Below are 25,498 nucleotides of genomic sequence, written 5' to 3'. Positions count from 1 at the left end.
GACAATCCCTACGATTTCCCGTCGGAGGTGTCCCATTCGTGATGTGTTTCGGGCAGGTGAACGACGTTGACAACATACTGACGAGTAACGCAGATCACTTTTTGGACGCCCTTGGCCGGTCCGTTACAAACCTCACCGCGGACCGCACGTGGCTTGAAGTGGGCAGACACTCAAGTAACACGCCTCACACCGCCGTCGAACGCCCCGAAAGTGGAGATTGGAATCACCGTGATCGGAAGCGCGACACCCATTTCGGGCTGACAAACAGTGCTAAAAACACGTAAACAAAGAATGAACACAGGTTCGACACAGCACGGAAAACGTGTCCTAGATCACATCAATAGTGGTGCGGCGGACGCTCCCGATCGAACCACTCGTCCGATCTCGTGTCCTCTGATCCCGTCCGCTCATCGCCCGTCGTTTCCGGGAGCACGTCCCCGAAGATACGAGCGAGCCGAGCCCGTTCGATTCGGGCTCGGCTCTCGTCGTCGTGCTTGTCGTTGTTGTGTTCGGCCATAGAACGAGGCCTCCTACTCAGGCATCCAGGCCGGAGAGGTCGGCGATGACCTGACTCGCCAACGGGGTCAACGTCGCCATGCCGTCACGAATCGCAGCCCTCGAGGACGCCAGATTCACCACCAGTGTGCTGCCGGAAACTCCGACTAGCCCACGGGATAGACCAGCGTCGAGAGTGCCCGCCGCAAGCCCGGACGATCGAAGGGCCTCACTGATGCCCGGAATCTCTCGGTCCAAAACCTCGGCAGTGACGTCCGGGGTCACATCTCGCGGTGAGACGCCGGTTCCACCGATCGACACGACAAGGTCGACGCCACCGATGACAGCGGTATTGAGTGCATTACGTACATCGACTTCATCCGACGTCACGGCAACAACGCCGTCGACCAAAAATCCTGCTTCGGTGAGCAACTCTGTGACCAATGGGCCGGTCGAGTCCTGTTCGCTGCTGTTTGCGGTCCGATCGTCCACGATCACGACCAACGCCCGTCCAGCCAGAGGTGCCTCTATTTCCATAGTGCTTACCGTAGTAGTAGCGCGCTGTTCGGTCTCACGCTGTGCGTAAATCGTTGCAACTGTCGCCAAGAGATCGGTATCGGACAACATCAGCGGCCACCGGGGAATCCGGGGATCTGCAGCGGTGACTGCGGCTCCGATTCGGACGGCGGCTGGACGGCGGCGGTTTGCGGCTCGGCGGTTCCGAGGGTTACGTCGACGGTCTTGTCTTTGCCGCCTTCGTTGTACGTGATCTTCACCGAATCGCCGGGGGCGTGCGAGCGCACGGCCGCGATGAGGGCGTCACCACTGGAAATCACTCGATCGTCGACCTTGGTGATGACAGCTCCCTTGGGGATGCCCGCTGCGGCAGCCGGCCCACCCTCGGTCACTTCTACTACCGTCGCACCGTTCGCGTCGTCCTGCGAGGGGACCTGGACGCCGATCATGGCCTGCGTCGCCTTACCGGTCTTGCTCAGCTCATCGGCGATGCGCTTGGCCTGATCGACCGGGATCGCGAAGCCGAGTCCGATCGATCCGCTCTGCGCACCCGAGGACTGACTTCCGCCGAGCGAGGCAATGGCGGTGTTGATGCCGATCAGCTGACCGTCGGTATTGACCAGTGCGCCACCCGAGTTGCCGGGGTTGATGGCGGCGTCGGTCTGGATGGCATCGATCACCGAGTTCTGGTTACCCGACTCACCACTGGTCGACACCGGACGGTTCAGCGCGGACACGATGCCCGTCGTCACAGTTCCGGCGAGGCCAAGCGGTGAACCGATTGCCACAACCTGCTGCCCGACCTGGAGGTTCGACGAGGTGCCGAGTTCGATGGGCGTCAGTCCTGTCTTGCCTTCCGCCTTGATGACCGCCATGTCCGACACCGCATCCGCACCCACGATCTTGGCGTCTGCAATCGACCCGTCCGAGAAAGCAACGCTCAGTTTGCCGTTGGCTCCCGCACCGGTCGCAACGTGATTGTTGGTGAGGATGAGTCCGTCCGAAGACAAGATGACGCCGGAGCCCTCACCCTCTGCCTGGCTGCCCTTGACTTGGATCTGCACAACGCTCGGCAGAACCTTGTTCGCCACGGCCTGGACCGAGCCGTCGGGGAAATTGGCGGCAGGCTGCGCCGCAGTGGCGCTGGAGTTGAGCGAATTGGACACGTTGCCAGTGCCGTTAGCGTTGTTGGTAGCCAGTGCCCCTACCGCGCCACCGATTCCGCCGCCGACCAGAACCAGTGCGATAGCGCCGGCGACGAGAGTGGTTCGGCCGGGCCGGGCCTTGAGCGCTGCGGGCGCCTGGGTTGCCGCCTCGTGATGCTGTGGTGCAGCGTGCTGGTTGTAGCCATACCCCTGTTGGGGATGCGGATCTTGACCGTATGACTGGCTTCCGTACTGCCCGGTGGCCTGCGGTTGGCCATACGGAGGTTGCTGCGGAGGAAATTGCTGGGTGGAATGCTGATCCGAGGGGCTCTGCGCAGTGGGATGCTCAGCCGCTGGACGCTCGGGGTTCTGCCCTGAGTCTGTGCGATCATCGGTCATCAGTGAGTACTTCTTTCAGTAGAAACCTCGGTAGAGGTCGCCCGCGTTGTTATCGGTAACAATGCCGGTTACTTCTGAGAGCGTGCTGAGATGCACCTATTGATTTCCCGAGACTCTCCAGCAACAAACCCTTTGCCGTAAAGCTCCTGGCCAGAAGGTCAAACATCCGAAGCCGTAGGCATGATCTGCGGATCCACTTCACCCGGCAACACAATTCGAATCAGCGCACCCCCACGTTCGGACACCTCCACACCGATGGTGCCGCCGTGTTTGACCACAACTTGCCGAACAATCGCGAGTCCTAACCCGGACCCGGGCATCGACCTCGACGCAGTCGATCTGTAGAAGCGATCGAACACGAGCTCGCGATCCTCCTCAGGAATACCCGGTCCCCCGTCGTCGACGGTGAGTTCCATGAGCCCATCGCCGATCTTGCGCATCACCACGCGAACCTCACCGCCCACAGGACTCCACTTGGCAGCGTTGTCGAGAACATTGAGCACCGCACGCGACAACCCTGCCTGATCCCCATAGACGAACCACGGCTCGAGCGTCGCGACGAAGTCGATTTCGTTGCGACGCCGTCGTACACGCTCGAGACTGCGGGCGACGGCATCGGCAAGATCCACGCGCTCGAACACCGTCTCGGGTGTGTCTTCACGGGCGAGGTCGACGAGATCTCCGACGAGTGTGGACAATTCCTGGATCTGCGCGACGACGTCCGTGCGCAACTCGGCCATGTCCTCGTCCGGAATCGACGGAGCACCGGGGCGGCCCGCGGCGATCAGCAATTCCATGTTGGTGCGAAGCGAGGTCAACGGGGTACGGAGTTCATGACCTGCATCGGCGACGAGTCGACTCTGACGGCCTCTGGATTCGGCCAAGGCTCGGAGCATCGTGTTGAAACTTTCGGTGAGACGAGCCAATTCGTCGTCGCCGGTGACAGGAATCGGCGTCAGATCATCGGTACGGGCGACGCGTTCCGCTGCCGCGGTCAGTCTCGCAATCGGACGTAAACCGGTGCGGCCCACTGCCATTCCAGCGCCAGCAGCGAGTGCGACACCACCACCGCCGACGAACAGCAGAACCCACGCGAGTCGATCCAGTACCTCACCGGTGGGTGAAAGCCGTTGCGCAATAACAATTGTGCTGCCGTCCTGCGTGCGCTGACTGAGCACCCGTTGCCCGTCGACAGTCCGCAGAGAAAGATCACTCTCACCCTCGGCGACAGCGACTTCCGCAGCCCCGATCGGCACCTTGGAACCCGGCGGCACATATTTGGTGAGATCGGGATAGATCAGCGCAACCGAGACGTCGGTGCTGTACAGCGTTGCACCCGCAACGTAGCGGGGGTCGAACGTCACCAGATTGCTGTTGATCAACGCATCTGCCCGGCTACGAAGCTGGTTGTCAACGTCCCCGTACAACGCTCGCGACACGACGGCGTAAGCCGCTATCGCCATCACCGCCACGGCGATAGCCACCACCGACGCGGCCAACAACGTCACCCGCCAACGCAACGACACCGTCCGCGTCAACGGCATGGGAGGACGCATCGCCGACGGGTCCGCCACTGCCTGCGCGGGCGGCCGACGCCCGAAGGGAGCAACCATTACGGAGGCGTCTCGCGGAGCACGTAGCCGACTCCTCGGACCGTATGAATCAGCCGAGACTCCCCCTCAGCTTCGGTCTTGCGTCGCAGATAGCCGACGTACACCTCGAGAGCGTTCCCCGACGTCGGGAAGTCGTATCCCCACACCTCTTCGAGGATTCGACTGCGCGTCAGCACTCGACGCGGGTTCATGATCAACATTTCCATGAGCGAGAACTCGGTACGCGTCAGACTGATCGACCGCTCCCCTCGCGTCACCTCGCGAGTGACCGGATCCAGCGACAAGTCGGCGAACTCCATTGCCTCCGATTCTCCGTCGGCTTCCATCGCGGTGCGACGAAGCAGCGCGCGCAGTCGAGCCAACAATTCCTCGAGCGCGAACGGCTTGGGCAGATAGTCGTCTGCCCCGGCGTCGAGACCGGCCACACGCTCGGACACCGAGTCGCGGGCAGTGAGCACCAGAATCGGCAAGTCGTCCCCGACGCTACGCAAGCGTCGGCACACTTCGAGCCCGTCGAGACGGGGCATCATCACGTCCAGAACGAGCGCGTCCGGGCGATCGGCTGCGATCTTTTCGAGCGCATCGAGACCATCGACAGCGATGTCGACGGTGTAACCGTTGAAGGTGAGGGATCTCCTGAGCGAGTCACGGACCGCTCGATCGTCGTCGACAACCAGAATGCGCATTCGTCTAGTTTGTCCTGAAGGACTGAGATATGTCTGAGAAGGGTCCCGATGTGTCCTACTCCTCGGCAGGGAGGCGTCGGGCAATCGGTAGATTCCACCGTCTCCACAGGGCTAGAACACGCAGCCCCGTGGCGGCAACGGTGCCGATGACCAGGCCGATATTCACGGACCATCCGATTGCTTCGGTCACCGCAACCGCCGCTGAACCCAGCAATGCCGGAACGGCATACAGATCGCGCCGAAGCAGCAGCGGAACCTCGTTGACCAGGACGTCTCGAATGACGCCGCCCGCCACAGCTGTCGTCACACCGATGAGACAGGCCGCGAGTGAACTGCCCCCGCTCTCCAACGCGATCGTTGCACCCGTCGCCGCGAACAACCCCATTCCGAACGCGTCGAAGAGCAGCACGCCTTTCCAGACACGATCGATGACCGGATGCGCGACGAACACCAACAGCGATGTGATGAGCGCGACCGTCAGGTTGGGCCACCGATCCAGCGACGTCGGCGGGTGGATCCCGAGCAGGAGATCGCGGATGATGCCGCCACCGACTCCCGTCGTGATTCCGACGACGCACACACCGAAGAGGTCGAGGCGTTTACGAACACCGATCAGAGCGCCCGACGCTGCGAACGCCGCGATTCCCACATAACCCAACACATCCACGAGCACCCGGTAAGCGTCCCATGGGCGCATTCACCACTGCTGTGGCACGCTGAGTTCATTCGAGGAGCGCCACAGGAAAGGTTGGGTACACGTTGCCGATCGTCGACAACGCCGTGTATGTCGACGGCAAGAGGACAGTCAACCCAGGCAGTCTCGACATCACCTACGAGGTGATGCGGGAACGCAAAGGGATGGCTTGGATCGGCATGTACCGCCCGGGGGTCGACGAAATCGACTCGGTCGCTGACGAATTCAGCCTCCACCGCCTGGCCGTCGAGGATGCCATCGCCGCACACCAGCGGCCGAAACTCGAACGTTACGACGACCAACTGTTCGTCGTACTTCGACCCGCTCGGTACATCGACGAGACCGAGAAGGTCGAATTCGGTGAACTCCACATCTTCCTGGGTCCGGACTTCGTCATCACCATCAGGCACGCCGAATCACCGGACCTCAAAGTGGTGCGCGAACGACTCGAGAAGGCACCCGCACTGCTCCGCCAAGGTACCGAGGCTGTGCTCTACGCCATCCTGGACCAAGTCGTCGACGAGTACGAGCCCGTGGTCGAGGGACTCCAAATCGACATCGACCAAATCGAAGACCAACTGTTCTCGAGAGACGAATCGGTGTCCCGACGCATCTACACCCTCTCCCGTGAGGTCACCGAGTTCCAACGCGCAACCGGGCCGCTGGTGACGATGATCGAACACCTCGCGAAGGGTTCGGACAAGTACCACGTCGACATCGAACTCCAACGCAACTTGCGTGACGTGCTCGACCACTGCGTTCGGATCGCAGAACGAGTCGAAACATTCCGGTCGAACCTACAGAACGCACTCTCGGTCAATTCGACGATGGTCGCCCAACAGCAGAACGACGAAATTCGTGCCATGACGCAGGTCAGTCTGGAACAAAACGAGCAAGTGAAGAAGATCTCGTCGTGGGGCGCCATCCTGTTCGCGCCATCACTTATCGCCGCGATCTACGGCATGAACTTCGAGGTCATGCCAGAACTGAGTGTGCATATCGGATACCCGCTTGCACTGCTGGCGATGGTCCTCTGCTCGAGCGCACTGTATGTGACCTTCAAGCGACAGAAGTGGCTATAGCTGCTCTCAGAAGCTCAGGCCCCAATTGAACGGATTGAGAACCACCCGAAACCAGACACCGGCATCGGCGTCGAACGTGCAGGGGACGAAGACGATCGACTGCGATGCTTGCTCGAGCGCCTGCGCTTTCGAACAGAAATACTGACCACCCTCGCCGGACATCTCGGCTCGGTAGACCGGACCCACGTGCCAGGGCGCTGCCTCCGCCGTCGCCGATCCAAGGGCCACCGGCACGGATGCCAAGGCCACCAAAACTGCAACGCGTCGAGCTGATCGCTTCATGCCTGTGACGTCGCCTTCCGGTGGTCACTCGTTACTGCAACGACCTTGGGATCCGCCGCCTGGTCCAACTGGATGTCGAGGCCGGCAATCTCCGCGAATGCTTCGAGCTGCTCCAGGTAGTGAGCAAGCGATTCGTGCCGGACCGTCAGGTTGATCCGGGTCGCTCCGGCCTTCTCTGCGGAGGCGATAACCTCGGTTACCAGGCCTGACTCCTCGGTCGGGTCCAAGGCTTTACCCGGGGAGAACACGACATCGAAACCCTCCGGCAGATCGTGCCGGTCGAGCATCTGCCGCATCAGTTCCGGGGTCGGTCCACGGAAGGCCTGCGGCGCCGGGGCCCAACCGTCGGCGAGGGTGACCGCTCTGCGCAAGGCGCGCTCGCTGTGTCCACCGATCCACATCGGTACCCGAGGCTGGGCGGCGTGCGGGTCGACCACCATGTCCTGGAACGAGTAGTAAGGACCGTCATACGACACCTTTCTGCCGGACAACGCTGCCCGCAGTGCCCGGAGGGCGTCGTCGGCTCGCGGCCCGCGGTCGTCGAAGGGGACCCCGAGCATGTCGAATTCTTCCTTCAGATTCCCTACTCCGAACGCGAGGATCAGCCGTCCGCCGCTGAGATGGTCGAGTGTCCCGTACCGCTTGGCGATCTCCAACGGGTGGTAGAAGGGCAACACCAACACGTACGGCATGAACCGGAGTCGGCGCGTCTGCCCTGCCAGGAACGAGAAGGTCGCCAGGGGGTCGTAGAAGCGTTCGCCGCGCGGGAGCCCGGGCGGTACGGCCACGTGGTCACCACACGTCATGTACTCGTACCCGAGTCGATCGGCGGCCTGAGCTACCCGGACGAGCTCGGCAGTACCGGCCGCAGCCTCCCATGCGGGACGATGACCTGCCAACGCCACGATCGGCGAGCTGATTCCTACCTTCATACCTGTGCCTCCGTTACTTGTAACGTTCGCTGTAGTCGAATCAACGGGTCGTCCCCGTCCCTGCTTCCAGAAGGCCCCGCACCCTCTTTGGGTATCAGCCGGCCGGCGTCCGAGCGGGTCCATTCCCGCACAGCCCACCGCTCGGCGATCGCCCACCGACCGTCTCGCCAAGCGAAGTGGTCGACGAATCGCACGCCGCTGGTGAAATTCACCCGGGAATCGTCGGTAGGTTCGCCCCAGTGAACCGACGTGCCATACGTCTCGCTGATCGCACTATCACCGAGCAGTTCGACCAGATGATTGCCGAGGATGTGCATCGTCCCACCGCGCCGAGCCCTCAACTTGGGTTCGACCCAGGCGATGTAATCCTCACGCGTGCCCTCGAAGCCGGTGTGGTGGTCGATGGCGTCCACGTGATAGGCAGACCGAACGAGATCGAAATCCAGCCGGTCGATCCCGCGGCAGTACCGCAACACGACATCGTGGATCTGTTGGCGATCGGACCACTCGCTACGTTGAACATTCATACCGACCGACGGTAGCGAAAGCGGCACCGTCCATTACCGCGAATCCCGCTGTGTGGGAGCAGCCACGGTGAGCGACGAATTTTACTGGCCACCTTGAATTTTGGGCTCGGACTGGCTTCGAGCCGGTATCCCGTCGGCCATTCCGGTGAAGATCATGATCTCACTCTCTTGATGGACCGAACATCGATCATATCGACGCATATTTCGCGTCGCACAAGATGCCACTTGTCATCGAATTTCCGATAGCTGTCGCCGTAATGCAGATGCCAAATCAAATCGGTATACTCATGCCCTTTTCGTAGGACATGATGCGCGACACATTTTATTCTTCCGCTTGCATATTCGGGGCTGACACCCGGTTCGAATACCTGCCCGACCAGTTCATGGAATGTCAACTCGAAGTCCCGCAGACGAGACAATTCACTCTCGATACCAGCTCTTCCGGAAATCCTCGTTACCGGCGCTATATTACTGGGAAGATCAGGGACGATCAGCTCGCCATCCTCCGTAAACAGGTTTGCTACGTCGGAGAATGATTTACTGTCCACAAGTGAAGCGTATCGATTGACCAGGTCGGACAAAGCGATGTAATCGTCAGTTTCCATGTTGATTTCGATCAGTCCTATCCTTCGACAATGAACATGCTTATCCGCCAGGTATCCCAGCCGCGGCTAGGTACGGGCCTTGGTTGCCGCGACCAATTCGGTGATAACCCGCTGGACATCACCCTGGGTGTAGCCCAGCGCCGCAGTATCGGCGGCATCCGTCTCGTAGGAGATGGTGTTGCCTCGGCCCTGCACAATGAAAACGTCCGGTAGGAGGGGATGCTCCTCGTTGCGCTCCTCGAGTTGGATCTTGCTGCCCGCCGCGTCGAAGATCGTCTGAAAGTATTCACGGAACGTGAGATTTACATCGCCAATGAGATAGGCCTTCGATTCACCGCTCTGGAGTGCCCCGCGTACGGCTTCCGCGAGGGACCGTGCGGACATGTAGTTGGTTCCGCCGGCGGGGGCGAAGTTGGGGATGTCCGGCAAATTGCCTGCACCCCAGGCCAGAACCTTGCCTAGACCTGACATGGTGCCCCCCGGATTCGCTCCGAGTATCGACGGTGGATTGAGCGTCGTCACGGTGAAGTCCGCATCTGCGAGTGCTCGTGCGCCCTCGTCGGCAAGGCACCTGGCTCGAACGTATTCGTTGGTTTCGACCAACTTCGGGAGCACCTGGTGGTAATAGCTGCCGATCTGGACGACGCGGCGGACGCCAGCTTCCTTGGCGAGCGCGACGAACCGGGGCACGCCGCCGCTCTGCGTCTTCTCCCAGAAGTCGACGGTGTCCATGCCCCGGGGAATGTGCCTGATGTCGCTACCGGCCGCGAAGACCACGGCCTCGAATGGGGCAAGGTCCTGCGCCGAGAAGGTGCCCGCGCTGTAGTCACCGAGCACCAGTGGGAACTCTGACGCGAGAGAACCCGGCTTCGGCGCGGTGCGCGCGGCCACCGAGACGTCGTTTCCTTCCTCACGCAGAACTGCGGCGATGTGAGTGCCGATCATGCCCGTGCCGCCGACAACCAACGTCTTCATTTCGCTCCCTGTTTCTGAACCCGATATTCGGGACTGTAAACGCGATGCCACTAGGAATATCTGCCCAGGAGGCCGACTACCTCACGAAAGCAGTGCGGACCTGTCCGGATGACTCTCGTAGGTCCATCAGCTCTCCCTGTGTCGTCGACAAACCACCATCGACAACTGGATTACGAGCGAATGGCGCGACTCTTCCCTCTCGAAACCAAGCACGACTGGGCGAGAAACATTGGCCGACTCCCGTTGAGCGGGACAGCAACTCTTGCACCGCGTTAGCATTCGCAGCTGCAGCGACAAAATCGCTTCACTCCCCCACCCAATTCCTCGCTGAAGCGGTTCTTCGAATTCAACTGGGCAGCTCAGGAAGTCCGAATTTCGGCGCCCAGCCGGCGCGGATCGGGTTAAACCGAATCCTAAGGCCCATCCGGCGGGGTATGTCGCGGCGCGTTTCATCGTTCGCCAACGAAAAGCGGAAGGCCAATCCGACAAAGCTGCAGCGAGACGGAACCAGAATCGCTGTCGGTGCGTCTAACCTATCGACGAGTCCAACGGATAGGGGTCCCATGCAGCGCCGATGGCCAGCAGTTCTGGCGGTAGCCACGATGTTGTGCGCCTGCGCCCAGCCTGTAGACGGCGTCGCTGTCGCGGGATTCCCAGGGGTCACCGAGCAATTCGAGCCCTGCAGCATCCCCGACGACGCCATCGCGGCCACAGGTTTGTTGGATCTCGAAAAGCAGGAAGTCGGATGGGGTGATGATGCAAACGTCCAGGATTGGACGCGCTGCACCTGGGCTGGCCCCCGGGGGGAGAATACGTATTTTTTTGGAATTTTGGCGTCATCCCAATATTCACTCAGCGACGTAAAACTAAATCCGGAGTATGTCGATCAAAAAGATATACAGGTGGGCGGAAGACAGGCAGTGATTTTTCGATTCGATGGTGTGAGATCGACAGAGGGGTGCGATATCGCCTTCGATACTAACGTGGGTCTCGTCCGGTTGAACATCGAGGCAATGGGCGGAATGACACTTGGGGGTAATCCATGCGAGCTTCTTGATCAAATAGCTGTTGTTTTAGAGCCGATCCTTCCACCATCTCGCTGAGGAACAAAAAAGAATGACAAACGAATCACCAATTGAATACTGGAATAACTTGGCAACCGCGGCCGACGAGGGACAACTATTCCTGAGTGCCGAAGCGGCACACGACTGTGATAAGGCCTGCGATCAGTATCTCACAGTACTTCGCTTGCAGAAGTACAAGACCAATGCAATCTCCAGTGTCGAAGGAATGGGCACCTTCGACTCTGGGATTGCACTCGCGCGCAAATTCTCCCAGAAGGCGCAGGGTGGTCCTAATAATTTGGCAGACGTCCTCCAAAGCCACATCGACGTCGTGATGGCAATGCAAGCCGTGTTCCGGAAGTTCTTCGACGCAACCGTGGATGTCGATGACTCGAACGCCGCCGCAATTGGCCGGGACGGACCCAAATAGCCGACCGAACGCCCACCACCCGAGCCCGTTATGACACCTCGGTCAGCCGGACGTTTCCGCTGTCGTCGACGCTCCACCCGGGGTTGTGGCAGATTTCCCAGATCAATCCGTTGGGGTCTGCGAAGTGCCCGTGGTATCCGCCGAAGTCGGCGCGGCGAGGCGACTTGATCAGCGTTGCACCGGCTTCCACGGCTGCTGCAACAACTGCGTCGACCGCATCGGGGCTGTCGACATTGTGGGAGAGCGTCAACCCGCTGACCGACGCCGGGCCACCGCTTCGTCCCATGTCTTCTACGAACTTCTGGGCGTCGAACAGCCCCAGCACCAACCCTGGCGCGGTCTGGAAGAAGAGGATGTCGCCCGGCACATCCAGCAGGGGCGTCCACCCGAGTCCGTCGCGGTAGAATGTGCGCGCAGCGTCGAGGTCAGGAGTTGCGAGGGTCAGGAAGTGAATTCGCTGGTCCATACCCTCAGTGTCACACCATTGGGCACCTAACGAAAGAGCCCTGCGACGAACGGGATCGAGTCTGCCTGCGAAGCGAGCATCGCGCCGCTGTGGTCGGTGGGATAAGTGTGCAACGTTACCGGCTGACCGTTGGCGATCATCTGGGCAACCAACGAAAGCGCTGACGGCGCAGGCACATCCGTGTCGTAGAGACCTTGAGCGATGAACACCGGTCGGTCGTAGCCGGTGAAGGGAACACCCATGTAGTCGTTGATCAGTCCGTAGAAGTTCGGTATCTCGTTGAGCGGGCGGGAGAACAAGTCGCCGCTGAAAATGCCGTCGAACTCTTCTTCAGCTTCGAGGACGCAGAGTGTCTGAGCTCGATCGACGGTCTCGCGTCCGAGAGGCGTCAGGTAGGAGTCGAGGTCGATCTCCGGGTGAGCCGAACGCAACCCCGCAAGGATGTAGAGCAGGTACGTCGTCACGCCTTTACCGACGGCGATGGGAAGAAATCCGGGGCCTGCGGGAAGTAGCGCAAGTTCGATGTTGGCAGGCACCCCGGTCCCGACGCCTCCCCGGTAGTCGAGGTCGGGGCCGCCGAATTCGGAAGCGTAGCGCGCGGTGGTGATTGCGGCACCACCACCCTGTGACTGCCCGACGACGACCCACTTGTCGGACAGTGACTTCTCGACGGTTCTCGATGCCTTCACCGAATCGACGACGTTGTGCGCCTCCAGTTTGCCGTCGAGGTACGACATTATGCCGGGGGTTCCGAGCCCGACGTAGTCCGTCGCAGCGACCGCGTATCCCTGCTCGAGCCAGGTCCCGAGGTACTGCCGATCGCGCGCTGGATCGGGCGGGCCGACGAGGGACGGTGTGCACTTGTCGTCGAGACCCGATGTGCCGTGGGCCCAGGCGATGACGGGCCAGCCGCCTTCGGGGGCATTTCCCTCGGGGACGAAGAACGCTCCGGTGCTCAGCGCGGCCGCACCGTCGGATCCGAGAGTCCAATAGGTAATTCTTTTGGCATCGCCTGCGCCCGGCAACCACAGTTCCGAGGCAAGATCTTCTACCGCGACAACGGTGCCGGGTGAGGTGTTCACCTCGTCTGCACTGGCGTACGCGGCCGACCCTGCTACGAGCAGGACGGCAACTGTTGTGACAGCGGCGAAGTGGCGTACAGCGGTGAGCATGGCAGGAACTCTAGCGCCAGAAGTATCGATTCCGACCGAATCAGACGCCCCCGCCGAACAAAGTTCCGAGCAGGTAGGTCGCGCCGGCAGCTCCGTAACCGATGGCCAACTGGCGCAGCGCTCGCTTGACGGGTGGCCCGCCACTGAGAAGGCCCACGACCAGACCGGTGCAGATCAACGCAATTCCAACCAGTACCGACGCGACGACAAGTGCCGCAACGCCTTCCATGCCCACGAGGTACGGCAACACTGGGATGACCGCGCCCGATGCGAAGAAGCAGAAGCTGGCGACGGCGGCCCGGACGCCCGTGCCGACGGATTCGTGCTCGTCGGCCGCTGGACCCATGTCGTCCCCCGTCATACTCTGCAGCACCTTCGATGCTTTCGACTCGGCCTCGGCCGACGTCATTCCACGTGCCCGATACACCAGTGCCAATTCGTTGGCATCGACGTCGAGGTTGTGCAATGCATCACGCGCTCTCCGGTCGGGCGAAGACGCTTCGAGCAGTTCCCGCTGCGAGCGCACCGAGACGTACTCCCCCGCCCCCATGGACAACGCCCCTGCCAGCAGGCCAGCGAGTCCCGTCAGCAGCACAATGTGGTTCGAGACCCCGCTGCCGCTGATGCCCAGCACCAGAGCGAGGTTGCTCACCAACCCGTCGTTCGCGCCGAACACTGCTGCACGGAACGTCCCCGACAACCTGTTGCGCCCACGTGCGGCCAGAGCCCTGACCACTTCGGCGTGGATCTGCTCGTCCGCGATCATCGCTTCGGTCGCGTCGCCGTCGAGTGCATACGGTGACCTGGACTCTGCGCGCTGTGCCAACGCCAGCACGAACACCGAACCGAACCGCCGCGCGAGCACTCCGAGCAACCTCGTCCGGAGATCGCCCCTCAGTGGCGTCCCGACGCGATCGCCCAGCAAGGTGCGCCAATGCCGCTCGTGCCGACCCTCTGCTTCGGCCAGAGCGAGAAGGATTTCTCGCTCCTCACCGCTGCGACGCTCAGCGAGATCGCGGTAGACAGCAGCCTCTGCCAACTCGTCGGCGAGGTAGCGTCGCCACCGTTCGACGTCTTTGGCTGACGGGGCAGGTTGGACCATGGAGTCAACCTACCGGCGTCTACCTCGGATCGTAGACACCCGTTGACACTGCCTTGACCAACCTGCGCGGCACCCGAAAACTCGTGCCGTCCACCCGCACGGTCACAAGGTCCGGTACCACTGCCTTCCACTGCGCCCGCCGATTGCGAGTGTTGGAGCGCGACATCTTTCGTTTCGGCACGGCCATGTTCAGGCACCCTTCCTGGTTCGACGTCCATAACGCTTTTCGAACTTCTCGACGCGCCCCTGGGTGTCCATGATTCTTGTGGCTCCGGTCCAGAACGGGTGAGATTCGCTGGTGACGTCGACCATCACTAGCGGATAGATGACGCCGTCCTCCCACTCGACATCGCGGGCGGAGGTGATGGTGGAGCGGGTGAGGAACTGCGTTCCTGTTCCCGCGTCCCGAAACACCACCGGGTGGTAGTCGGGGTGGATATTCCTCTTCATTCTGTTGCCTCTCTGTTGACGTCCGAATAGGGGGATTGGATTCTGTCGCAGGGATCTTCGTGACTGCTCCCGAATGGGTCCGTCCACGTGATCCACTTTTCACGCATCAGCATTTCGTCGTCGGACACCAGCGCCCACCGCAGTGTTCGATCGATCTCCGACGGATCGGCAGTGTGGACGAGTACCACGAGCGAGGTGTCACGATCACCGAACTCCTCGTCCCACCGCAGTGCTGCCATCGCCCGCCTGGTGAAGTCGGCACGGTTCAGTTCATTGGAGTTCATCGACGCCAGCCACTTCCCTGCACTGGCGACGCGCAAGCCCCCACCTGCGGATTCGACCCACAGAGCCTCGTTCGGTTGCGTCGCCACCCAGGCTCGCCCACGGACACTGACGACGCCGGCGAGCAGTACGTCGACGGCCTCGTGGAGCCGCTCTGGGTGTAACGGACGTGATGCGGTGAACTCGACGAGCGAAACGCCACAGTCCTCGGTGAGTGGCGGTTGCCCTCGCAGCAGCGGTGAGTGCGCATCGGACACCGCACCGCGTCGCGCGTCGAAAGGCACTGCGCTGAGCAGCATTTCACCATCGGCGGTGGAATCGACATCGATCCACACAACGGGGGCGCCTGGCGCGAGCCGCGCCAGGACTGCGGCGAGCGGTCCCCGATCCCAGCTTTCGACGTCGGGACCTGCCGTGACGACGAGCGCGTCGGCGTACTCGACCTGCCCGACGACCAACTGGGCAAGCGTCCGCTCATCGTCGTGACTGGCTTGGGTGCCCCGGTCGGTGAGGGAATCGTCGCCGGTCGCGTCGTCGAGCCATGTGGCCGCGTCGAGACAATTGATGACGGCTTCGACGCGGACGTCACGCGAGGCCGGTCCGTCGACCCGACCGACGATGCCTTCGACGACGACATGACGGATCGCCCAGCACAACACCGCAGGTTCGAGAGTCGGGTCCATGGCGAGAACTATGCGGTGGATGGAACTGCGGTTCGAGAGTGTGCGGAGCAGGGGCAGCAGGTCTTGGCGCAGAGTGCAGGACACGCAACCGTGCGCGAGTTCGAGGATCGTCTCGCGCGGCTGCTCTCCCGCCGTATAGATGGTTCTGCGCACGACGCCCTCGCGTACGCGGCTGAGATCGTGGCGCACAGCGACGGTTCCCTCGGTGAGAAATGAGGTCACCACTGCGCCCATCGCTCCGGTCCAGCCGGACACGAGTACCACCGGTATGCGGCGGTCCGTGGGGAGATTCACTGAAGCCCTTCCTTCGACAATGATTGTCATTGCGTCTTGAAGCACGCTACATTCGCAAGGTTCAGTTGTCGAATATGATTGTCATTAACGATAGGGAGTGGCTCGTATGTCCAGGCATTGCCAAGTGACGGGACGAAAGCCGGGATTCGGCAAGTCCGTCTCGCACTCACACGCCCGAACCAGCAGACGGTGGGACCCCAACATTCAGAGGAAGACGTACTACGCCCCCAGCCTCAGCCGGCGCATCACGCTGACCCTGTCCACCAAGGGCATCAAGACCATCGACCGCGACGGCATCGACGCCGTCATCACCCGTATCCGCACCCGGGGGCACAAGATCTGATGGCCATCATCACCAAGCCCCCCAGCCACGATTCCGAGCGCACGGAGACCCGAGTGGCACTGCAGCGTTTGTCGCATGCTCGGAGTCCGGTACGATTGCGCAATCGCGACGCTGCGGATGGACGTCCGCGCGGTTACCTGCGGAAGTGTGGACTCTCACGCATCGACATGTGCGAGCCTGCGCACCGCGGGGAACTGCATGGCGTCCATAAGTCGAGCTGGTAAGGGAAAAGGTAGAGATGGCAGTCAAGAGAGCACCGTCGAAGAAGGTCCGCGCAGAGGTTGGCCGTCGACCCAAGAAGAACCCGTTGAACGCCGCCAAGGTCACCACGGTGGACTACAAGGACATCAACCTTCTTCGTCAGTTCATTTCCGACCGCGGCAAGATTCGTAGCCGTCGCGTCACCGGCCTCACGCCGCAGCAGCAGCGTCAGGTCGCCGTCGCAGTGAAGAACGCTCGTGAGATGGCACTGCTGCCGTTCACCAGCCGCTGATCACAGTCTTTCCAAAAAGGCCACGCATCCTTCGGGTGCGTGGCCTTTCTCGTGAGCCACTAAAGTTAGAGGCGCCCCACTACCGATCCGAATCGAGACCCTGAAACCTTCATGTCCGGAGTTCTCGAAGGCTTCACGGTCATCTTCGTCGTCATCGCGCTGGGATACATGCTGGCGCGACTCGGGGTTCTCGGTGACCACGGCCAATTCGTCCTGAGCCGACTCGTCTTCTTCGTCGCGACGCCGGCCCTGCTGTTCGTCACGATGGCGACGTCGGATCTCGCGGTCATTCTCTCGCCGACCCTCGCAGTCGCGGGGGTGTCCGCGCTGGTGGTCGGGTCCATCTATCTGCTCACCGCCAAGCTGGTGTTGAAACGGGCTACCCCGGAAGCGACGATCGGCGGCCTCGCCTCGTCGTATGTCAACGCCGCGAATCTCGGAATCCCGATCGCCGTCTACGTGCTCGGTGACGCAACTTTCGTTGCCCCACTCCTGCTCTTTCAGATCATGATCTACTCGCCGCTTGCGCTGACGATTCTCGACATCTCGACGATGGGCAAGAAGGCGTCACTACGCAATATCCTCATCTCGCCATTCAAGAACCCGATCGTGCTTGCCGGCGGACTCGGTCTCGCCCTGTCCATCACCGGACTCGAACTGCCCGAAGCCCTGATGCAACCGTTCGAACTCGTCGCGGGAACCGCCGTCCCCGGCGCACTGCTGGCCTTCGGTCTGTCGCTGTACGGGACCCGGGTACTCCAGAAGGGCGCCAGTCCGCGACGGGACGTAGCGCTCGCCACCGGCTTGAAGATGATTCTGCAGCCCGTCCTCGGCTACCTGTTGGCTCGGCTCCTCGGCGTCGAGGGACACGAGCTTTTCGCCATCACCGTCATCTCTGCTCTCCCCACGGCGCAGAACGTGTTCGTTTTTGCCAGCCGATACAACCGCGGCGTCGTCATGGCCAGGGACACAGCCTTCGTGACAACACTTCTCTCGATCCCTGCCATCGCACTCGTCACGGCATTGTTGGCCTGAGGACAACTCTTGCGCAACCCAAAGGTTCTACTCAGCTCACGGCGCTACCTTGGAGGCATGAGGTTTCTGGCTGCGGGAGTACTGATGTGCGTCCTGCTCGTCGGCTGCGCGAGCGAGGCGACGACGGCAGGCAGCGTCGACGTCGAAACCACGAGCAGTCCGGCCGCCACCGACCCGATGCGCTCCCCTAGTTCCCCACCTGTTCCCGTCGAGGTCCCTGTCGGAGAGGTCGGGACGATGTTCGAATCGACACCCGAACTGATTCGCGCAGCGCCGACACCGTTCGAATCGTGGAGTCAGATTTCTCCCAACACCATCGCCATCCACTTCGTCACCGGGACGCCTGAGTGCTACGGCGCGGACGCGAAGGTCACCGAAACCGATACCGAAGTGGTGATCGCACTCCGGACAGGCACACGTCAGGAAGCGGCAGACAAAGCCTGCATCATGGTGGCCGTATACGGCACGATGCAGATGACATTGCACAGCCCGCTCGGAGATCGCACCGTCGTCAACGCGGCATGACAGTCGAGAAAGCCCACCAAAGACTCAGGACTTCCGACGCCGCTTCAGATAGTCGCTGACCACCGCTGCTCCGAGACCATCCAAATCCGGCGCAATGACCCGCCCACCGACCCGTTCGGCCATCCGATCGACGACACGTGCAAGCCCCGGATCGTCACCAAGACGGAAAATGGTCACCTGCGCACCGAGTTTCGCAATATTGTCCAGCTCACGGACCGTGAGACCCAGAGTGCGCGGACTCGGCGGATAGTCGAAATACGCATTCCCGTCCGGCTCCAGATGCGCCGTCGGCTCGCCATCCGTCACGATCAGCACCACCGGCTGAGCGTTGGGGTGTCGTCGCAGATGCCGACCCGCCAACAGCAAGGCGTGGTGCAGGTTCGTGCCCTGATCGTAGGCACCGTCCAGGCCCGCCAACTCCGACGCCGTCAACTTCTGCGCGTGACGCCCGAACCCGATCAACTGTAGATCGTCGCCCCGAAACCGTGTGCTCACCAGATGCTCGAGCGCCAACGCCGTGCGCTTCATCGGCACCCACCGGCCGTCCATCACCATCGAGAAAGACGTATCGACGAGCAGCGCGACGGCCGCCTGCGTTCGAGTTTCGGTCTCACTGATCTCGACGTCCGTGACCCGCAAGGACACCGGAAAACTCGATCCTTGGGCCGCTGTGCGCAACACCGCGTTGTTGACCGTCCGCGTGACATCCCACGGCTCGGTATCACCGAACTCCCATGCCCTCGACGCCCCGGTCGGCTCCCCCATCGCGCCCGCCTTACGGGTATCTCGCTCGCCACCGCGTCGGGAAATCTTGCCTGCGACATCGCGGAGCGCCGACTGTCCGAGCTGACGCATCGCCTTCGGCGACAGCCGCCATTGACCGTCGGCTCCCTTGTCCATGAAACCCTGCTGCTGCAAAGCCTTTTCGAGTTCCGACAGCATTCGTGCATCCGCTGCAGCTTCCGGGCCGAGCTGCTTCAGGAGCGATTCCGCATCGATATCGTCCAGCGCAGCGCCGTTGTACTGTTGCGACAGTTGGTTTCCCAGATTCTCCAGCTCCGCGATGTCCTGCAGCGCACCCGTGCCATCGCCGAGGCCCATACCGTTCTCACCGCGGAAGTCCTGCGATCCGTCCCAATCCTCACCTGGCCTTGCCGCCTGTAGGTTCTGATCGAGTTGGTCGAGCTGGCTCAGCAAATTCGAATCACCGAAAGCCTGTTGCGCCAGCGCGTCCAGCTCGGCGCGTTGATCCGGACTGAGGGAGTTTCTCAGTCGCTGAGCTGCCGCTGCTCGCTGCGCAAGCGAATCGAGAAGCTCTTCCACGTTCTGTGGGTTCTCCGGGAAGTGCTGCCCATGCTTGTTCATGAACTCGTCGAACTGCGCGTCCGTGTCCTCGCCCTTGTTGTGCGCGTCGAGCAACTCGTTCAGGTCTTTCAGCATCTCGCTGATCGCCTGCCGGTCCTCGTCGGTCGCACCTTCGAGCGCCTTCTTCATGCCGGCGAAGCGTTGATCGAGCATCTCGCGACCGAGCAGATCTTTGATCTTCTCGTAGTTCTCCCGCGACTCGGACGAGCGCCAGTCGTAGTCAGCCAGTTCCTGTACTGCCTGCGCGGTGGACGGTGACAGATCACCGATCTGCATCTCCTTGAAGCGCGCATCGTCGTCCAGTGCGCGAGCGAGCGTCTTGCGTTCTTCGAGCACAGCCTTGTCGAGAAGCTCGCGAACCTCCTGCAACGTGCCGTCCAAATTGTTCTTACGCAACATGTCTCGACGACGACGGTTGGCCTGGGCCGCGAGATCATCGAGACCACGCATGTTCTGCGTACCGCGTCGCAACATCTCTTGCAGAGCCCTGCGCGGAGATGCCCCCTCGAGGACATCGTTGCCGATCGATTCGAGTGCTTCCCTCAGATCGACGGGAGGCGCCAGCGGATCGGGTCCTCCGTGATATCGACCGTATCTGCTGGCCGACATCAGCTGTACACCGTCTGACCGTCTTCGTCGGGATCCTTGGCGATCCGGCGAGCCAGGTACAGCCCTTCGAGTGCAAGTTCGGTTGCCGCGGCCCGCTCGCCATCGGAAGAAGCATCGAGCCGTGCCGAAACCTCGTCGAGCACCTCCAGATCGGGAAGCTCTCCGAGCAACGCTTTGGCGGTGATCCGGTCGCCCGTCACCACCGGCTCGCCCTGCTCGATCGCTGTCACCAACGGGGCCAGGTTGATTCCACCGAGTCGCTCACGGACGGTATCGGCCGTTGCACGACGCAACAGGTGCTCGAGTACCTCGACCTCGCGGCCCTCTTCCCCTGATTCGAACTCGACCTTGCCGCGTAGAACCTCGATGATCGTGCCCAGATCTACCGGACGCGCTACCGCATCGGCCTCGCCGAGCACGGCAGCGCGATGAATGGCCGCAGCCGAGATGGTCTCGGCCGCCGCGATCGCGAAGCGCGCCGACACACCCGAACGCTGATCGATCGACGGCGACTCACGCAGAAGTCGGGTGAAGCGTGCCAGAACCTCGAGCAGATACGACGGGACCGTCGCTGTCAGCTCGGCCTCCTGCTCGATGACCGAGACCTCGTCGCCCAGCACGATCGGGTAGTGCGTGCGGATCTCCGCGCCGAAGCGGTCCTTCAGCGGCGTGATGATGCGTCCACGATTGGTGTAGTCCTCGGGGTTCGCACTCGCGACGAGCAACACGTCGAGGGGCAGCCGGAGGGTGTATCCGCGGACCTGGATGTCGCGCTCTTCCATGACGTTGAGCAAGGAGACCTGGATGCGCTCGGCAAGATCGGGGAGTTCGTTGATCGCGACTATTCCGCGGTGGCTTCGTGGTACCAACCCGAAGTGAATGGTCTCCGGGTCACCGAGGCTTCGGCCTTCGGCGACCTTGACCGGGTCGACGTCGCCGACGAGGTCTGCAACAGAGGTATCGGGCGTCGCCAACTTCTCTGCATACCGCTCGCCGCGGTGGCGCCAACCGATGCCCAGTGCCTCGCCGAACTCGGCGGCCTTCCTGATGCTCGCCGGAGTGATCGGCTCGTAGGGATGCTCGCCGAGTTCGGAGCCCTCGATCACAGGCGACCACTCGTCGAGCAACAGGTGCAAGGTACGCAGCAGGCGCGTCTTGCCTTGCCCCCGCTCCCCGAGCAGAACGACGTCATGGCCGGCAATGATGGCGCGCTCGAGCTGTGGCAGAACCGTCCTGTCGAATCCGACGATTCCCGGCCACGCAGACGTCCCTTCACGAAGGGCGTCGAGCAGATTGTCTCGGAGTTCTTCCTTGACCGAACGCTGTACGTGTCCGGATGCGCGCAGTTCGCCGACGGTGGTCATGCCAGGTTTGGTAGAGGTCACTTCACCACGTTACGAGCGTTCGCACATTTGTGCACCCCCTACCCTGATTCGGGCGTCCCGAAGAGCGGGGATGCACAACTGCGAACTCTAGTGCGCGAAGTGCCGTGCACCCGTCAGGTACAACGTGACGCCGGCATCCTGAGCGGCGGCGATGACCTCGTTGTCACGTACCGATCCGCCGGGTTGTACAACAGCGCGCACCCCTGCGCTCAGCAACACCTGCAACCCGTCGGGGAACGGGAAGAAGGCATCCGAGGACGCGACCGAACCTTCGACGCGTTCGCCAGCCCGCTGGACCGCCAGATGAGCCGCATCGACGCGATTGACCTGACCCATTCCGACGCCGACCGAGGCGCCGTCGTGGGCGAGAAGTATCGCGTTGGACTTGACCGCTCTACATGCACGCCAAGCGAATTCGAGGTCATTCAGCGTCTGTTCGTCGGCCGGCTCACCGGCTGCGAGGGTCCAGTTGGCCGGGTTGTCACCATCGGCGTCGATCGCGTCGCGCTGCTGCAGGAGCGTGCCGCCAGAAATAGGCTTCAGCTCTATACCCTGCGGTGACGGCGGCGTAGCAAGAAGCACACGAATGTTCTTCTTACGCTGAAGAACTCCCAACGCACCATCAGCGTACGACGGCGCGACGATGACCTCGGTGAAAATCTCCGCTACCTGCTCCGCCATCTCGACGGTCACCTCGCGGTTGGCTGCGATGACGCCGCCGTATGCGCTGACCGGATCACAGGCGTGTGCTTTGCGATGGGCCTCGGCGATGTTCTCGCCCAACGCGATACCGCACGGGTTGGCATGTTTGACGATCGCGACGGTCGGCGCAGAGTGGTCGAACGCGGCCCGCCACGCGGCGTCGGCGTCGGTGAAGTTGTTGTACGACATCTCCTTACCGTGCAACTGCTTCGCCTGCGCAATGCCGTCACCCGCTGGGTCGATGTACAACGCAGCAGCCTGGTGCGGATTCTCGCCGTACCGAAGCACTGCAGACCGGTCCCACGTGCCCCCGATCCACCCGGGGAATGTCGTCTCGGGATCACTCACGAGCACACTACTCATCCACGATGCGACTGCGACGTCGTACGACGCAGTGTGCGCAAACGCTTGCGCCGCAAGGGCAGTGCGTTCGGCGAGAGTGAATCCGCCACCGGACACTGCAGCAAGAACATCTTCGTACCTGGCCGGGTCCACAACGACGGCCACCGAAGGATGATTCTTCGCCGCAGCGCGAACCATCGACGGACCACCGATGTCGATCTGCTCGACGCATTCGTCCTCGGTCGCGCCACTACGAACAGTCTCGGTGAACGGGTAAAGATTGACGACAACGAGCTCGAACGCCTCGATACCGAGCTCCTCGAGCTGCGCGAGATGCTCGGGCCGTCGAGTATCCGCGAGCACTCCGGCATGAACGCGTGGGTGCAGGGTCTTGACCCGGCCGTCGAGCGTCTCAGGGAAGCCGGTGAGATCCTCGACCTTGGTGACCGGAATCCCCGCGTCGGCGATCTTCGACGCCGTGGAACCGGTGGACACGAGGGCGACGCCTGCGCTGTGCAAACCGGTCGCGAGTTCGATCAGTCCGGTCTTGTCGTAAACACTGACCAACGCACGCCGCACTGCTTTACGTTCACTCATCGCCTAATCTGAGCCTTTCGTCCATCGGAGACAACACCTCGGGTGGCCACGGCCGCGATCACATCGACCAGCAGCCGTCGTTCCACAGTTTTGATTCTCTCGTGCAGCGACGATTCACTGTCGCCTTCAAGCACTGCCACGGCCTCTTGGGCCAAGACCGGTCCGGTATCGACACCCGAGTCCACGAGGTGCACCGTCGACCCAGTCAGCTTGACGCCGTATTCGATCGCGTCCCGAACAGCATGTGCACCGGGAAACGACGGCAGCAGCGCCGGGTGCGTGTTGATGATGCGCCCGGCGAAAGCATCGATGAAGCTCGGGCCCAGGATCTTCATGAATCCGGCGGTGACGACGAGATCCGGCTGATGCTTCGCGACGGATTCGGTGAGTGCCACGTCCCACTGCGAGCGATCCGCGTAATCACGAAGCCCTACACGGAAGTGGGTGATGTCAGCCGCACGTGCATGCTCGACAGCGTCGCACTCGCGGTCGACGCCGACGGCGGTGATGCGTGCTGGGTAGGAGTCCACCGCAGCCGCTGCGATCAGCGACTGCAACAGCGTGCCGGTGCCCGAAGCGAGGACAACGACTCGTGCTCGGTGCTCACGCGAGGCAGTCAGCGCAGTTCTCCTGAGAATCGTCGTGGTTGCCCGTCGATCCGGGCCAGCACAAAGACTAGTCGCTGCTCTCTGCAGGCTTGACGGGCAGGTCCTCTGTGGACTTCACCTCGACCGGTTCGTCCACGTCCGACGTCGGTGGCGCAACCAAGTCCACAACCTCTGCCTCGACGACATCTTCGGCTGCCGATGCAGCCGCTTCGGGTTCTGGCGCAATCGTAGGCACGTCTACGGCCTCGGGCACGTCGATTATCTCGGCATCCAGAGCGTGTTCTTCATGGACGACGGGTGGGGTCTCGGCTGGCTGTTGGGCATCGATGGTCTGGGCATCGGCGGACTGGGCACGAGGCGTCAGGACAGGCTGCTCGCTTGTGCGCTCAGTTTTCTCGGGCAGCGGTTCGTCGTGCTTCGATCCCCCACGCCATGCAGTGAGGGCGGCAGCCAGTGACCCGACCACCGCCAACCACGCGAACGTCAACAATCCGAACGACCACGCCGTGATTTCGACGGTGCCGAACGTCCCCAGGCTTCCGCCTGCCGCGAAGCCGCCCACTGCCGCGAGAATCCCTAATGCCGCTGCACCGAGCCAGACGGAGGACATTGCGTAATGCACGTCGACGGTTCGACGCGCGCAATCGCGGCCGAGCATGACAGCAGCGGTGATCGGGACCACGAGCATCAGGAACCACGCCGTCTGCGCTGACCCTTCCGGCAGAACCGCAAGAACGGGGAGCGGCGGAAGTGGACCGGCTGCGGTGTGGAAAAGGCTGACCGAGGCTTCGCCGACATGCGCCGCGGATCCCACCGATACCGCGGAAGTTCCGAGCACCACATTGGGTAGATAGAGGATCGAGAGCACGGTGAGCCCGAGGAAGCCGACGAATCCGTTCCCGGCGTCGAGAAGCATCTCCATCGTCGACCATGACGCGACCATCGCCGCGAGGGATATAGCTGCGCCGCCTGCGATCAGGACCATCGCGGCACGAATCGTCGGCCGCACGACCTCCCCCACCCAGGTTGGGACCCTCGGGGCCAAGCCGAGCGAATCCCAGCTTCCCATCACCACACCGATGGCGGCAGCGACGGCATGAATTCCGGCGACCCAAGCGAACGCGTGAAACGCATTAGGGCTCGACAGGCCGATCGCTGCCGAGGCATCGGTGGCGACAGCCAACGCGACCGCGGTGACGAGCAGTGGCCCTAGTACGGCGGCAGCGAAGATCGATCCCAGTTCTCGACGCGTCGAGAACTCCGTGGACACCCGGTGGACACCGCGGGCGACGACGACCATGAGCACAATCGTCGGAAGCAACGGAAACACTCCGAGCGAGGTTCCGGAAATACTCAACGGCACCTGATGCACGGCGAACCACATGCCTGCGATCGCGCCGAGCGTCCCGGTGAGCTCACTGTTGGCGGAGACGAGCGTGACCAGAACGAGCGAAACAATGATTGCTATCAAGAGGCCAGGAACCCGGAAGCCGACCCGGACCAACATTCTGGACTGGGCAGGGGTCAGCAACGGCGGACGCTGCTGTGCCGGGTGCCGCGTACGCCGTCTCTCATGATTCAGTAGAGCGCTCATCAGGGA

29 protein-coding genes and 1 pseudogene are annotated in these 25,498 nt (G+C 62.1%); 8 read left to right on the top strand and 22 right to left on the bottom strand.

Features of this window, described 5'->3' with window-relative positions; genetic code table 11:
* Nucleotides 1–337: 337 nt before the first annotated feature.
* The 6 genes from BJD99_RS14770 to BJD99_RS14745 all read right to left on the bottom strand — a co-directional run bounded on the left by BJD99_RS14770 (nucleotide 338) and on the right by BJD99_RS14745 (nucleotide 5,527).
* Nucleotides 338–517: a hypothetical protein gene (locus BJD99_RS14770; protein ID WP_084347836.1), complete on the bottom strand. Its 180-nt coding sequence runs from the start codon at nucleotides 515–517 to the stop codon at nucleotides 338–340.
* Between the two features lie 17 nt (nucleotides 518–534).
* Nucleotides 535–1,032, bottom strand: coding sequence for a molybdenum cofactor biosynthesis protein B (locus tag BJD99_RS14765; RefSeq protein WP_179142347.1), 498 nt, complete (start codon nucleotides 1,030–1,032; stop codon nucleotides 535–537).
* A gap of 89 nt (nucleotides 1,033–1,121) precedes the next feature.
* The gene (locus BJD99_RS14760) at nucleotides 1,122–2,555 is read right to left on the bottom strand and encodes a S1C family serine protease (RefSeq protein ID WP_084347834.1); all 1,434 of its coding nucleotides are present in this window, start codon (nucleotides 2,553–2,555) and stop codon (nucleotides 1,122–1,124) included.
* Between the two features lie 158 nt (nucleotides 2,556–2,713).
* Complete coding sequence (locus BJD99_RS14755; RefSeq protein WP_084347832.1) at nucleotides 2,714–4,168, bottom strand: HAMP domain-containing sensor histidine kinase; 1,455 nt, start codon at nucleotides 4,166–4,168, stop codon at nucleotides 2,714–2,716.
* The gene (locus tag BJD99_RS14750; RefSeq protein ID WP_084347830.1) at nucleotides 4,168–4,854 is read right to left on the bottom strand and encodes a response regulator transcription factor; all 687 of its coding nucleotides are present in this window, start codon (nucleotides 4,852–4,854) and stop codon (nucleotides 4,168–4,170) included. Before BJD99_RS14750 ends, BJD99_RS14755 begins: the two co-directional genes overlap by 1 nt.
* 55 nt (nucleotides 4,855–4,909) lie before the next feature.
* Entirely contained in the window at nucleotides 4,910–5,527 is a 618-nt protein-coding gene (locus BJD99_RS14745) for a trimeric intracellular cation channel family protein (RefSeq protein ID WP_084348070.1), read from the bottom strand.
* Nucleotides 5,528–5,613: 86 nt separating this feature from the next.
* Between BJD99_RS14745 and BJD99_RS14740 the strand changes: the two genes are divergently transcribed.
* A complete protein-coding gene (locus BJD99_RS14740; RefSeq protein WP_084347828.1) occupies nucleotides 5,614–6,630 on the top strand; it encodes a magnesium and cobalt transport protein CorA in 1,017 nt (338 codons plus the stop codon).
* 6 nt (nucleotides 6,631–6,636) lie between these two features.
* On the opposite strand, the gene BJD99_RS14735 is transcribed toward BJD99_RS14740, so the two are convergent.
* The 5 genes from BJD99_RS14735 to BJD99_RS14715 all read right to left on the bottom strand — a co-directional run bounded on the left by BJD99_RS14735 (nucleotide 6,637) and on the right by BJD99_RS14715 (nucleotide 9,951).
* The gene (locus BJD99_RS14735; protein ID WP_084347826.1) at nucleotides 6,637–6,912 is read right to left on the bottom strand and encodes a hypothetical protein; all 276 of its coding nucleotides are present in this window, start codon (nucleotides 6,910–6,912) and stop codon (nucleotides 6,637–6,639) included.
* On the bottom strand, nucleotides 6,909–7,844 hold the full coding sequence (locus BJD99_RS14730; RefSeq protein WP_084347824.1) for an LLM class F420-dependent oxidoreductase: 936 nt from the start codon (nucleotides 7,842–7,844) through the stop codon (nucleotides 6,909–6,911). Before BJD99_RS14730 ends, BJD99_RS14735 begins: the two co-directional genes overlap by 4 nt.
* Nucleotides 7,841–8,371 (bottom strand): nuclear transport factor 2 family protein, encoded by a 531-nt coding sequence (locus tag BJD99_RS14725; RefSeq protein WP_084347821.1) that lies wholly within the window; start codon nucleotides 8,369–8,371, stop codon nucleotides 7,841–7,843. Before BJD99_RS14725 ends, BJD99_RS14730 begins: the two co-directional genes overlap by 4 nt.
* 152 nt (nucleotides 8,372–8,523) lie before the next feature.
* Nucleotides 8,524–8,976 carry a nuclear transport factor 2 family protein gene (locus tag BJD99_RS14720; RefSeq protein WP_084347819.1) on the bottom strand — a complete coding sequence of 151 codons (453 nt, stop codon included), beginning with the start codon at nucleotides 8,974–8,976 and terminating at the stop codon, nucleotides 8,524–8,526.
* 66 nt (nucleotides 8,977–9,042) lie between these two features.
* On the bottom strand, nucleotides 9,043–9,951 hold the full coding sequence (locus tag BJD99_RS14715; protein ID WP_084347817.1) for an NAD(P)-dependent oxidoreductase: 909 nt from the start codon (nucleotides 9,949–9,951) through the stop codon (nucleotides 9,043–9,045).
* Nucleotides 9,952–10,514: 563 nt separating this feature from the next.
* On the opposite strand from BJD99_RS14715, the gene BJD99_RS20995 reads away from it, so the two are divergent.
* Nucleotides 10,515–11,054 carry a DUF3558 domain-containing protein gene (locus BJD99_RS20995; protein ID WP_179142346.1) on the top strand — a complete coding sequence of 180 codons (540 nt, stop codon included), beginning with the start codon at nucleotides 10,515–10,517 and terminating at the stop codon, nucleotides 11,052–11,054.
* 145 nt (nucleotides 11,055–11,199) lie between these two features.
* Nucleotides 11,200–11,445, top strand: a complete 246-nt coding sequence (locus BJD99_RS14705; protein WP_256895762.1) for a hypothetical protein — start codon at nucleotides 11,200–11,202, stop codon at nucleotides 11,443–11,445.
* A gap of 28 nt (nucleotides 11,446–11,473) precedes the next feature.
* Here the strand turns inward: BJD99_RS14705 and BJD99_RS14700 are convergent, their stop codons facing one another.
* Genes BJD99_RS14700 through mrf form a run of 6 tightly spaced genes read right to left on the bottom strand, consistent with a single transcriptional unit; the run spans nucleotide 11,474 to nucleotide 15,924 of the window.
* Entirely contained in the window at nucleotides 11,474–11,911 is a 438-nt protein-coding gene (locus BJD99_RS14700) for a VOC family protein (RefSeq protein WP_084347810.1), read from the bottom strand.
* Nucleotides 11,912–11,937: 26 nt separating this feature from the next.
* Nucleotides 11,938–13,083 carry a lipase family protein gene (locus BJD99_RS14695; protein WP_084347808.1) on the bottom strand — a complete coding sequence of 382 codons (1,146 nt, stop codon included), beginning with the start codon at nucleotides 13,081–13,083 and terminating at the stop codon, nucleotides 11,938–11,940.
* Between the two features lie 40 nt (nucleotides 13,084–13,123).
* Nucleotides 13,124–14,185 (bottom strand): VIT1/CCC1 family protein, encoded by a 1,062-nt coding sequence (locus tag BJD99_RS14690; RefSeq protein WP_084347806.1) that lies wholly within the window; start codon nucleotides 14,183–14,185, stop codon nucleotides 13,124–13,126.
* A 19-nt stretch (nucleotides 14,186–14,204) separates the two neighbouring features.
* A complete protein-coding gene (rpmF, locus tag BJD99_RS14685) occupies nucleotides 14,205–14,372 on the bottom strand; it encodes a 50S ribosomal protein L32 (protein ID WP_084347804.1) in 168 nt (55 codons plus the stop codon).
* 2 nt (nucleotides 14,373–14,374) lie between these two features.
* Nucleotides 14,375–14,635, bottom strand: coding sequence for a type B 50S ribosomal protein L31 (locus BJD99_RS14680; RefSeq protein WP_084347802.1), 261 nt, complete (start codon nucleotides 14,633–14,635; stop codon nucleotides 14,375–14,377).
* Complete coding sequence (gene mrf, locus BJD99_RS14675; protein WP_084348069.1) at nucleotides 14,632–15,924, bottom strand: ribosome hibernation factor-recruiting GTPase MRF; 1,293 nt, start codon at nucleotides 15,922–15,924, stop codon at nucleotides 14,632–14,634. Before mrf ends, BJD99_RS14680 begins: the two co-directional genes overlap by 4 nt.
* Nucleotides 15,925–16,000: 76 nt before the next feature.
* On the opposite strand from mrf, the gene rpmB reads away from it, so the two are divergent.
* From rpmB to BJD99_RS14650, 5 genes and pseudogenes are all read left to right on the top strand, one after another.
* Nucleotides 16,001–16,237: a 50S ribosomal protein L28 gene (gene rpmB / locus BJD99_RS14670; RefSeq protein ID WP_084347800.1), complete on the top strand. Its 237-nt coding sequence runs from the start codon at nucleotides 16,001–16,003 to the stop codon at nucleotides 16,235–16,237.
* A 23-nt stretch (nucleotides 16,238–16,260) separates the two neighbouring features.
* Nucleotides 16,261–16,461 (top strand): annotated as a pseudogene (locus tag BJD99_RS14665) (30S ribosomal protein S14); the annotation flags it as partial.
* 14 nt (nucleotides 16,462–16,475) lie between these two features.
* Complete coding sequence (gene rpsR, locus BJD99_RS14660; protein ID WP_084347795.1) at nucleotides 16,476–16,730, top strand: 30S ribosomal protein S18; 255 nt, start codon at nucleotides 16,476–16,478, stop codon at nucleotides 16,728–16,730.
* 111 nt (nucleotides 16,731–16,841) lie between these two features.
* Nucleotides 16,842–17,765: an AEC family transporter gene (locus BJD99_RS14655; RefSeq protein ID WP_084347794.1), complete on the top strand. Its 924-nt coding sequence runs from the start codon at nucleotides 16,842–16,844 to the stop codon at nucleotides 17,763–17,765.
* 57 nt (nucleotides 17,766–17,822) lie between these two features.
* A complete protein-coding gene (locus tag BJD99_RS14650; RefSeq protein WP_084347792.1) occupies nucleotides 17,823–18,290 on the top strand; it encodes a hypothetical protein in 468 nt (155 codons plus the stop codon).
* 24 nt (nucleotides 18,291–18,314) lie between these two features.
* On the opposite strand, the gene BJD99_RS14645 is transcribed toward BJD99_RS14650, so the two are convergent.
* From BJD99_RS14645 to BJD99_RS14625, 5 genes are all read right to left on the bottom strand, one after another.
* Nucleotides 18,315–20,264: a VWA domain-containing protein gene (locus BJD99_RS14645; protein ID WP_084347790.1), complete on the bottom strand. Its 1,950-nt coding sequence runs from the start codon at nucleotides 20,262–20,264 to the stop codon at nucleotides 18,315–18,317.
* Nucleotides 20,264–21,628: a sigma 54-interacting transcriptional regulator gene (locus tag BJD99_RS14640; protein ID WP_084347788.1), complete on the bottom strand. Its 1,365-nt coding sequence runs from the start codon at nucleotides 21,626–21,628 to the stop codon at nucleotides 20,264–20,266. The genes BJD99_RS14645 and BJD99_RS14640 overlap by 1 nt, the downstream gene beginning before the upstream one ends.
* A 108-nt stretch (nucleotides 21,629–21,736) precedes the next feature.
* Nucleotides 21,737–23,290, bottom strand: coding sequence for a bifunctional phosphoribosylaminoimidazolecarboxamide formyltransferase/IMP cyclohydrolase (gene purH, locus BJD99_RS14635; RefSeq protein ID WP_084347786.1), 1,554 nt, complete (start codon nucleotides 23,288–23,290; stop codon nucleotides 21,737–21,739).
* Nucleotides 23,287–23,928, bottom strand: a complete 642-nt coding sequence (gene purN, locus BJD99_RS14630; RefSeq protein ID WP_084347784.1) for a phosphoribosylglycinamide formyltransferase — start codon at nucleotides 23,926–23,928, stop codon at nucleotides 23,287–23,289. Before purN ends, purH begins: the two co-directional genes overlap by 4 nt.
* 37 nt (nucleotides 23,929–23,965) lie before the next feature.
* On the bottom strand, nucleotides 23,966–25,492 hold the full coding sequence (locus tag BJD99_RS14625) for a DUF6350 family protein (RefSeq protein ID WP_084347782.1): 1,527 nt from the start codon (nucleotides 25,490–25,492) through the stop codon (nucleotides 23,966–23,968).
* Nucleotides 25,493–25,498: the final 6 nt, after the last annotated feature.

The organism is Rhodococcus sp. 1163 (assembly GCF_002091985.1).
Classification (GTDB): domain Bacteria; phylum Actinomycetota; class Actinomycetes; order Mycobacteriales; family Mycobacteriaceae; genus Rhodococcoides.
Note: the sequence above shows the minus strand (reverse complement) of the source record. Positions and strands in the feature narration are given on the sequence as shown.

Excerpts from the sequence above, each read along its gene's own strand:
- BJD99_RS14770 (WP_084347836.1), bottom strand. The coding sequence starts at position 517 with ATGGCCGAACACAACAACGACAAGCACGACGACGAGAGCCGAGCCCGA.
- BJD99_RS14765 (WP_179142347.1), bottom strand. The coding sequence starts at position 1,032 with ATGGAAATAGAGGCACCTCTGGCTGGACGGGCGTTGGTCGTGATCGTG.
- BJD99_RS14760 (WP_084347834.1), bottom strand. The coding sequence starts at position 2,555 with ATGACCGATGATCGCACAGACTCAGGGCAGAACCCCGAGCGTCCAGCG.
- BJD99_RS14755 (WP_084347832.1), bottom strand. The coding sequence starts at position 4,168 with ATGGTTGCTCCCTTCGGGCGTCGGCCGCCCGCGCAGGCAGTGGCGGAC.
- BJD99_RS14750 (WP_084347830.1), bottom strand. The coding sequence starts at position 4,854 with ATGCGCATTCTGGTTGTCGACGACGATCGAGCGGTCCGTGACTCGCTC.
- BJD99_RS14735 (WP_084347826.1), bottom strand. The coding sequence starts at position 6,912 with ATGAAGCGATCAGCTCGACGCGTTGCAGTTTTGGTGGCCTTGGCATCC.
- BJD99_RS14730 (WP_084347824.1), bottom strand. The coding sequence starts at position 7,844 with ATGAAGGTAGGAATCAGCTCGCCGATCGTGGCGTTGGCAGGTCATCGT.
- BJD99_RS14725 (WP_084347821.1), bottom strand. The coding sequence starts at position 8,371 with ATGAATGTTCAACGTAGCGAGTGGTCCGATCGCCAACAGATCCACGAT.
- BJD99_RS14720 (WP_084347819.1), bottom strand. The coding sequence starts at position 8,976 with ATGGAAACTGACGATTACATCGCTTTGTCCGACCTGGTCAATCGATAC.
- BJD99_RS14715 (WP_084347817.1), bottom strand. The coding sequence starts at position 9,951 with ATGAAGACGTTGGTTGTCGGCGGCACGGGCATGATCGGCACTCACATC.
- BJD99_RS20995 (WP_179142346.1), top strand. The coding sequence starts at position 10,515 with ATGCAGCGCCGATGGCCAGCAGTTCTGGCGGTAGCCACGATGTTGTGC.
- BJD99_RS14700 (WP_084347810.1), bottom strand. The coding sequence starts at position 11,911 with ATGGACCAGCGAATTCACTTCCTGACCCTCGCAACTCCTGACCTCGAC.
- BJD99_RS14695 (WP_084347808.1), bottom strand. The coding sequence starts at position 13,083 with ATGCTCACCGCTGTACGCCACTTCGCCGCTGTCACAACAGTTGCCGTC.
- BJD99_RS14690 (WP_084347806.1), bottom strand. The coding sequence starts at position 14,185 with ATGGTCCAACCTGCCCCGTCAGCCAAAGACGTCGAACGGTGGCGACGC.
- rpmF (WP_084347804.1), bottom strand. The coding sequence starts at position 14,372 with ATGGCCGTGCCGAAACGAAAGATGTCGCGCTCCAACACTCGCAATCGG.
- BJD99_RS14680 (WP_084347802.1), bottom strand. The coding sequence starts at position 14,635 with ATGAAGAGGAATATCCACCCCGACTACCACCCGGTGGTGTTTCGGGAC.
- mrf (WP_084348069.1), bottom strand. The coding sequence starts at position 15,924 with ATGACAATCATTGTCGAAGGAAGGGCTTCAGTGAATCTCCCCACGGAC.
- rpmB (WP_084347800.1), top strand. The coding sequence starts at position 16,001 with ATGTCCAGGCATTGCCAAGTGACGGGACGAAAGCCGGGATTCGGCAAG.
- rpsR (WP_084347795.1), top strand. The coding sequence starts at position 16,476 with ATGGCAGTCAAGAGAGCACCGTCGAAGAAGGTCCGCGCAGAGGTTGGC.
- BJD99_RS14655 (WP_084347794.1), top strand. The coding sequence starts at position 16,842 with ATGTCCGGAGTTCTCGAAGGCTTCACGGTCATCTTCGTCGTCATCGCG.
- BJD99_RS14650 (WP_084347792.1), top strand. The coding sequence starts at position 17,823 with ATGAGGTTTCTGGCTGCGGGAGTACTGATGTGCGTCCTGCTCGTCGGC.
- BJD99_RS14645 (WP_084347790.1), bottom strand. The coding sequence starts at position 20,264 with ATGTCGGCCAGCAGATACGGTCGATATCACGGAGGACCCGATCCGCTG.
- BJD99_RS14640 (WP_084347788.1), bottom strand. The coding sequence starts at position 21,628 with ATGACCACCGTCGGCGAACTGCGCGCATCCGGACACGTACAGCGTTCG.
- purH (WP_084347786.1), bottom strand. The coding sequence starts at position 23,290 with ATGAGTGAACGTAAAGCAGTGCGGCGTGCGTTGGTCAGTGTTTACGAC.
- BJD99_RS14625 (WP_084347782.1), bottom strand. The coding sequence starts at position 25,492 with ATGAGCGCTCTACTGAATCATGAGAGACGGCGTACGCGGCACCCGGCA.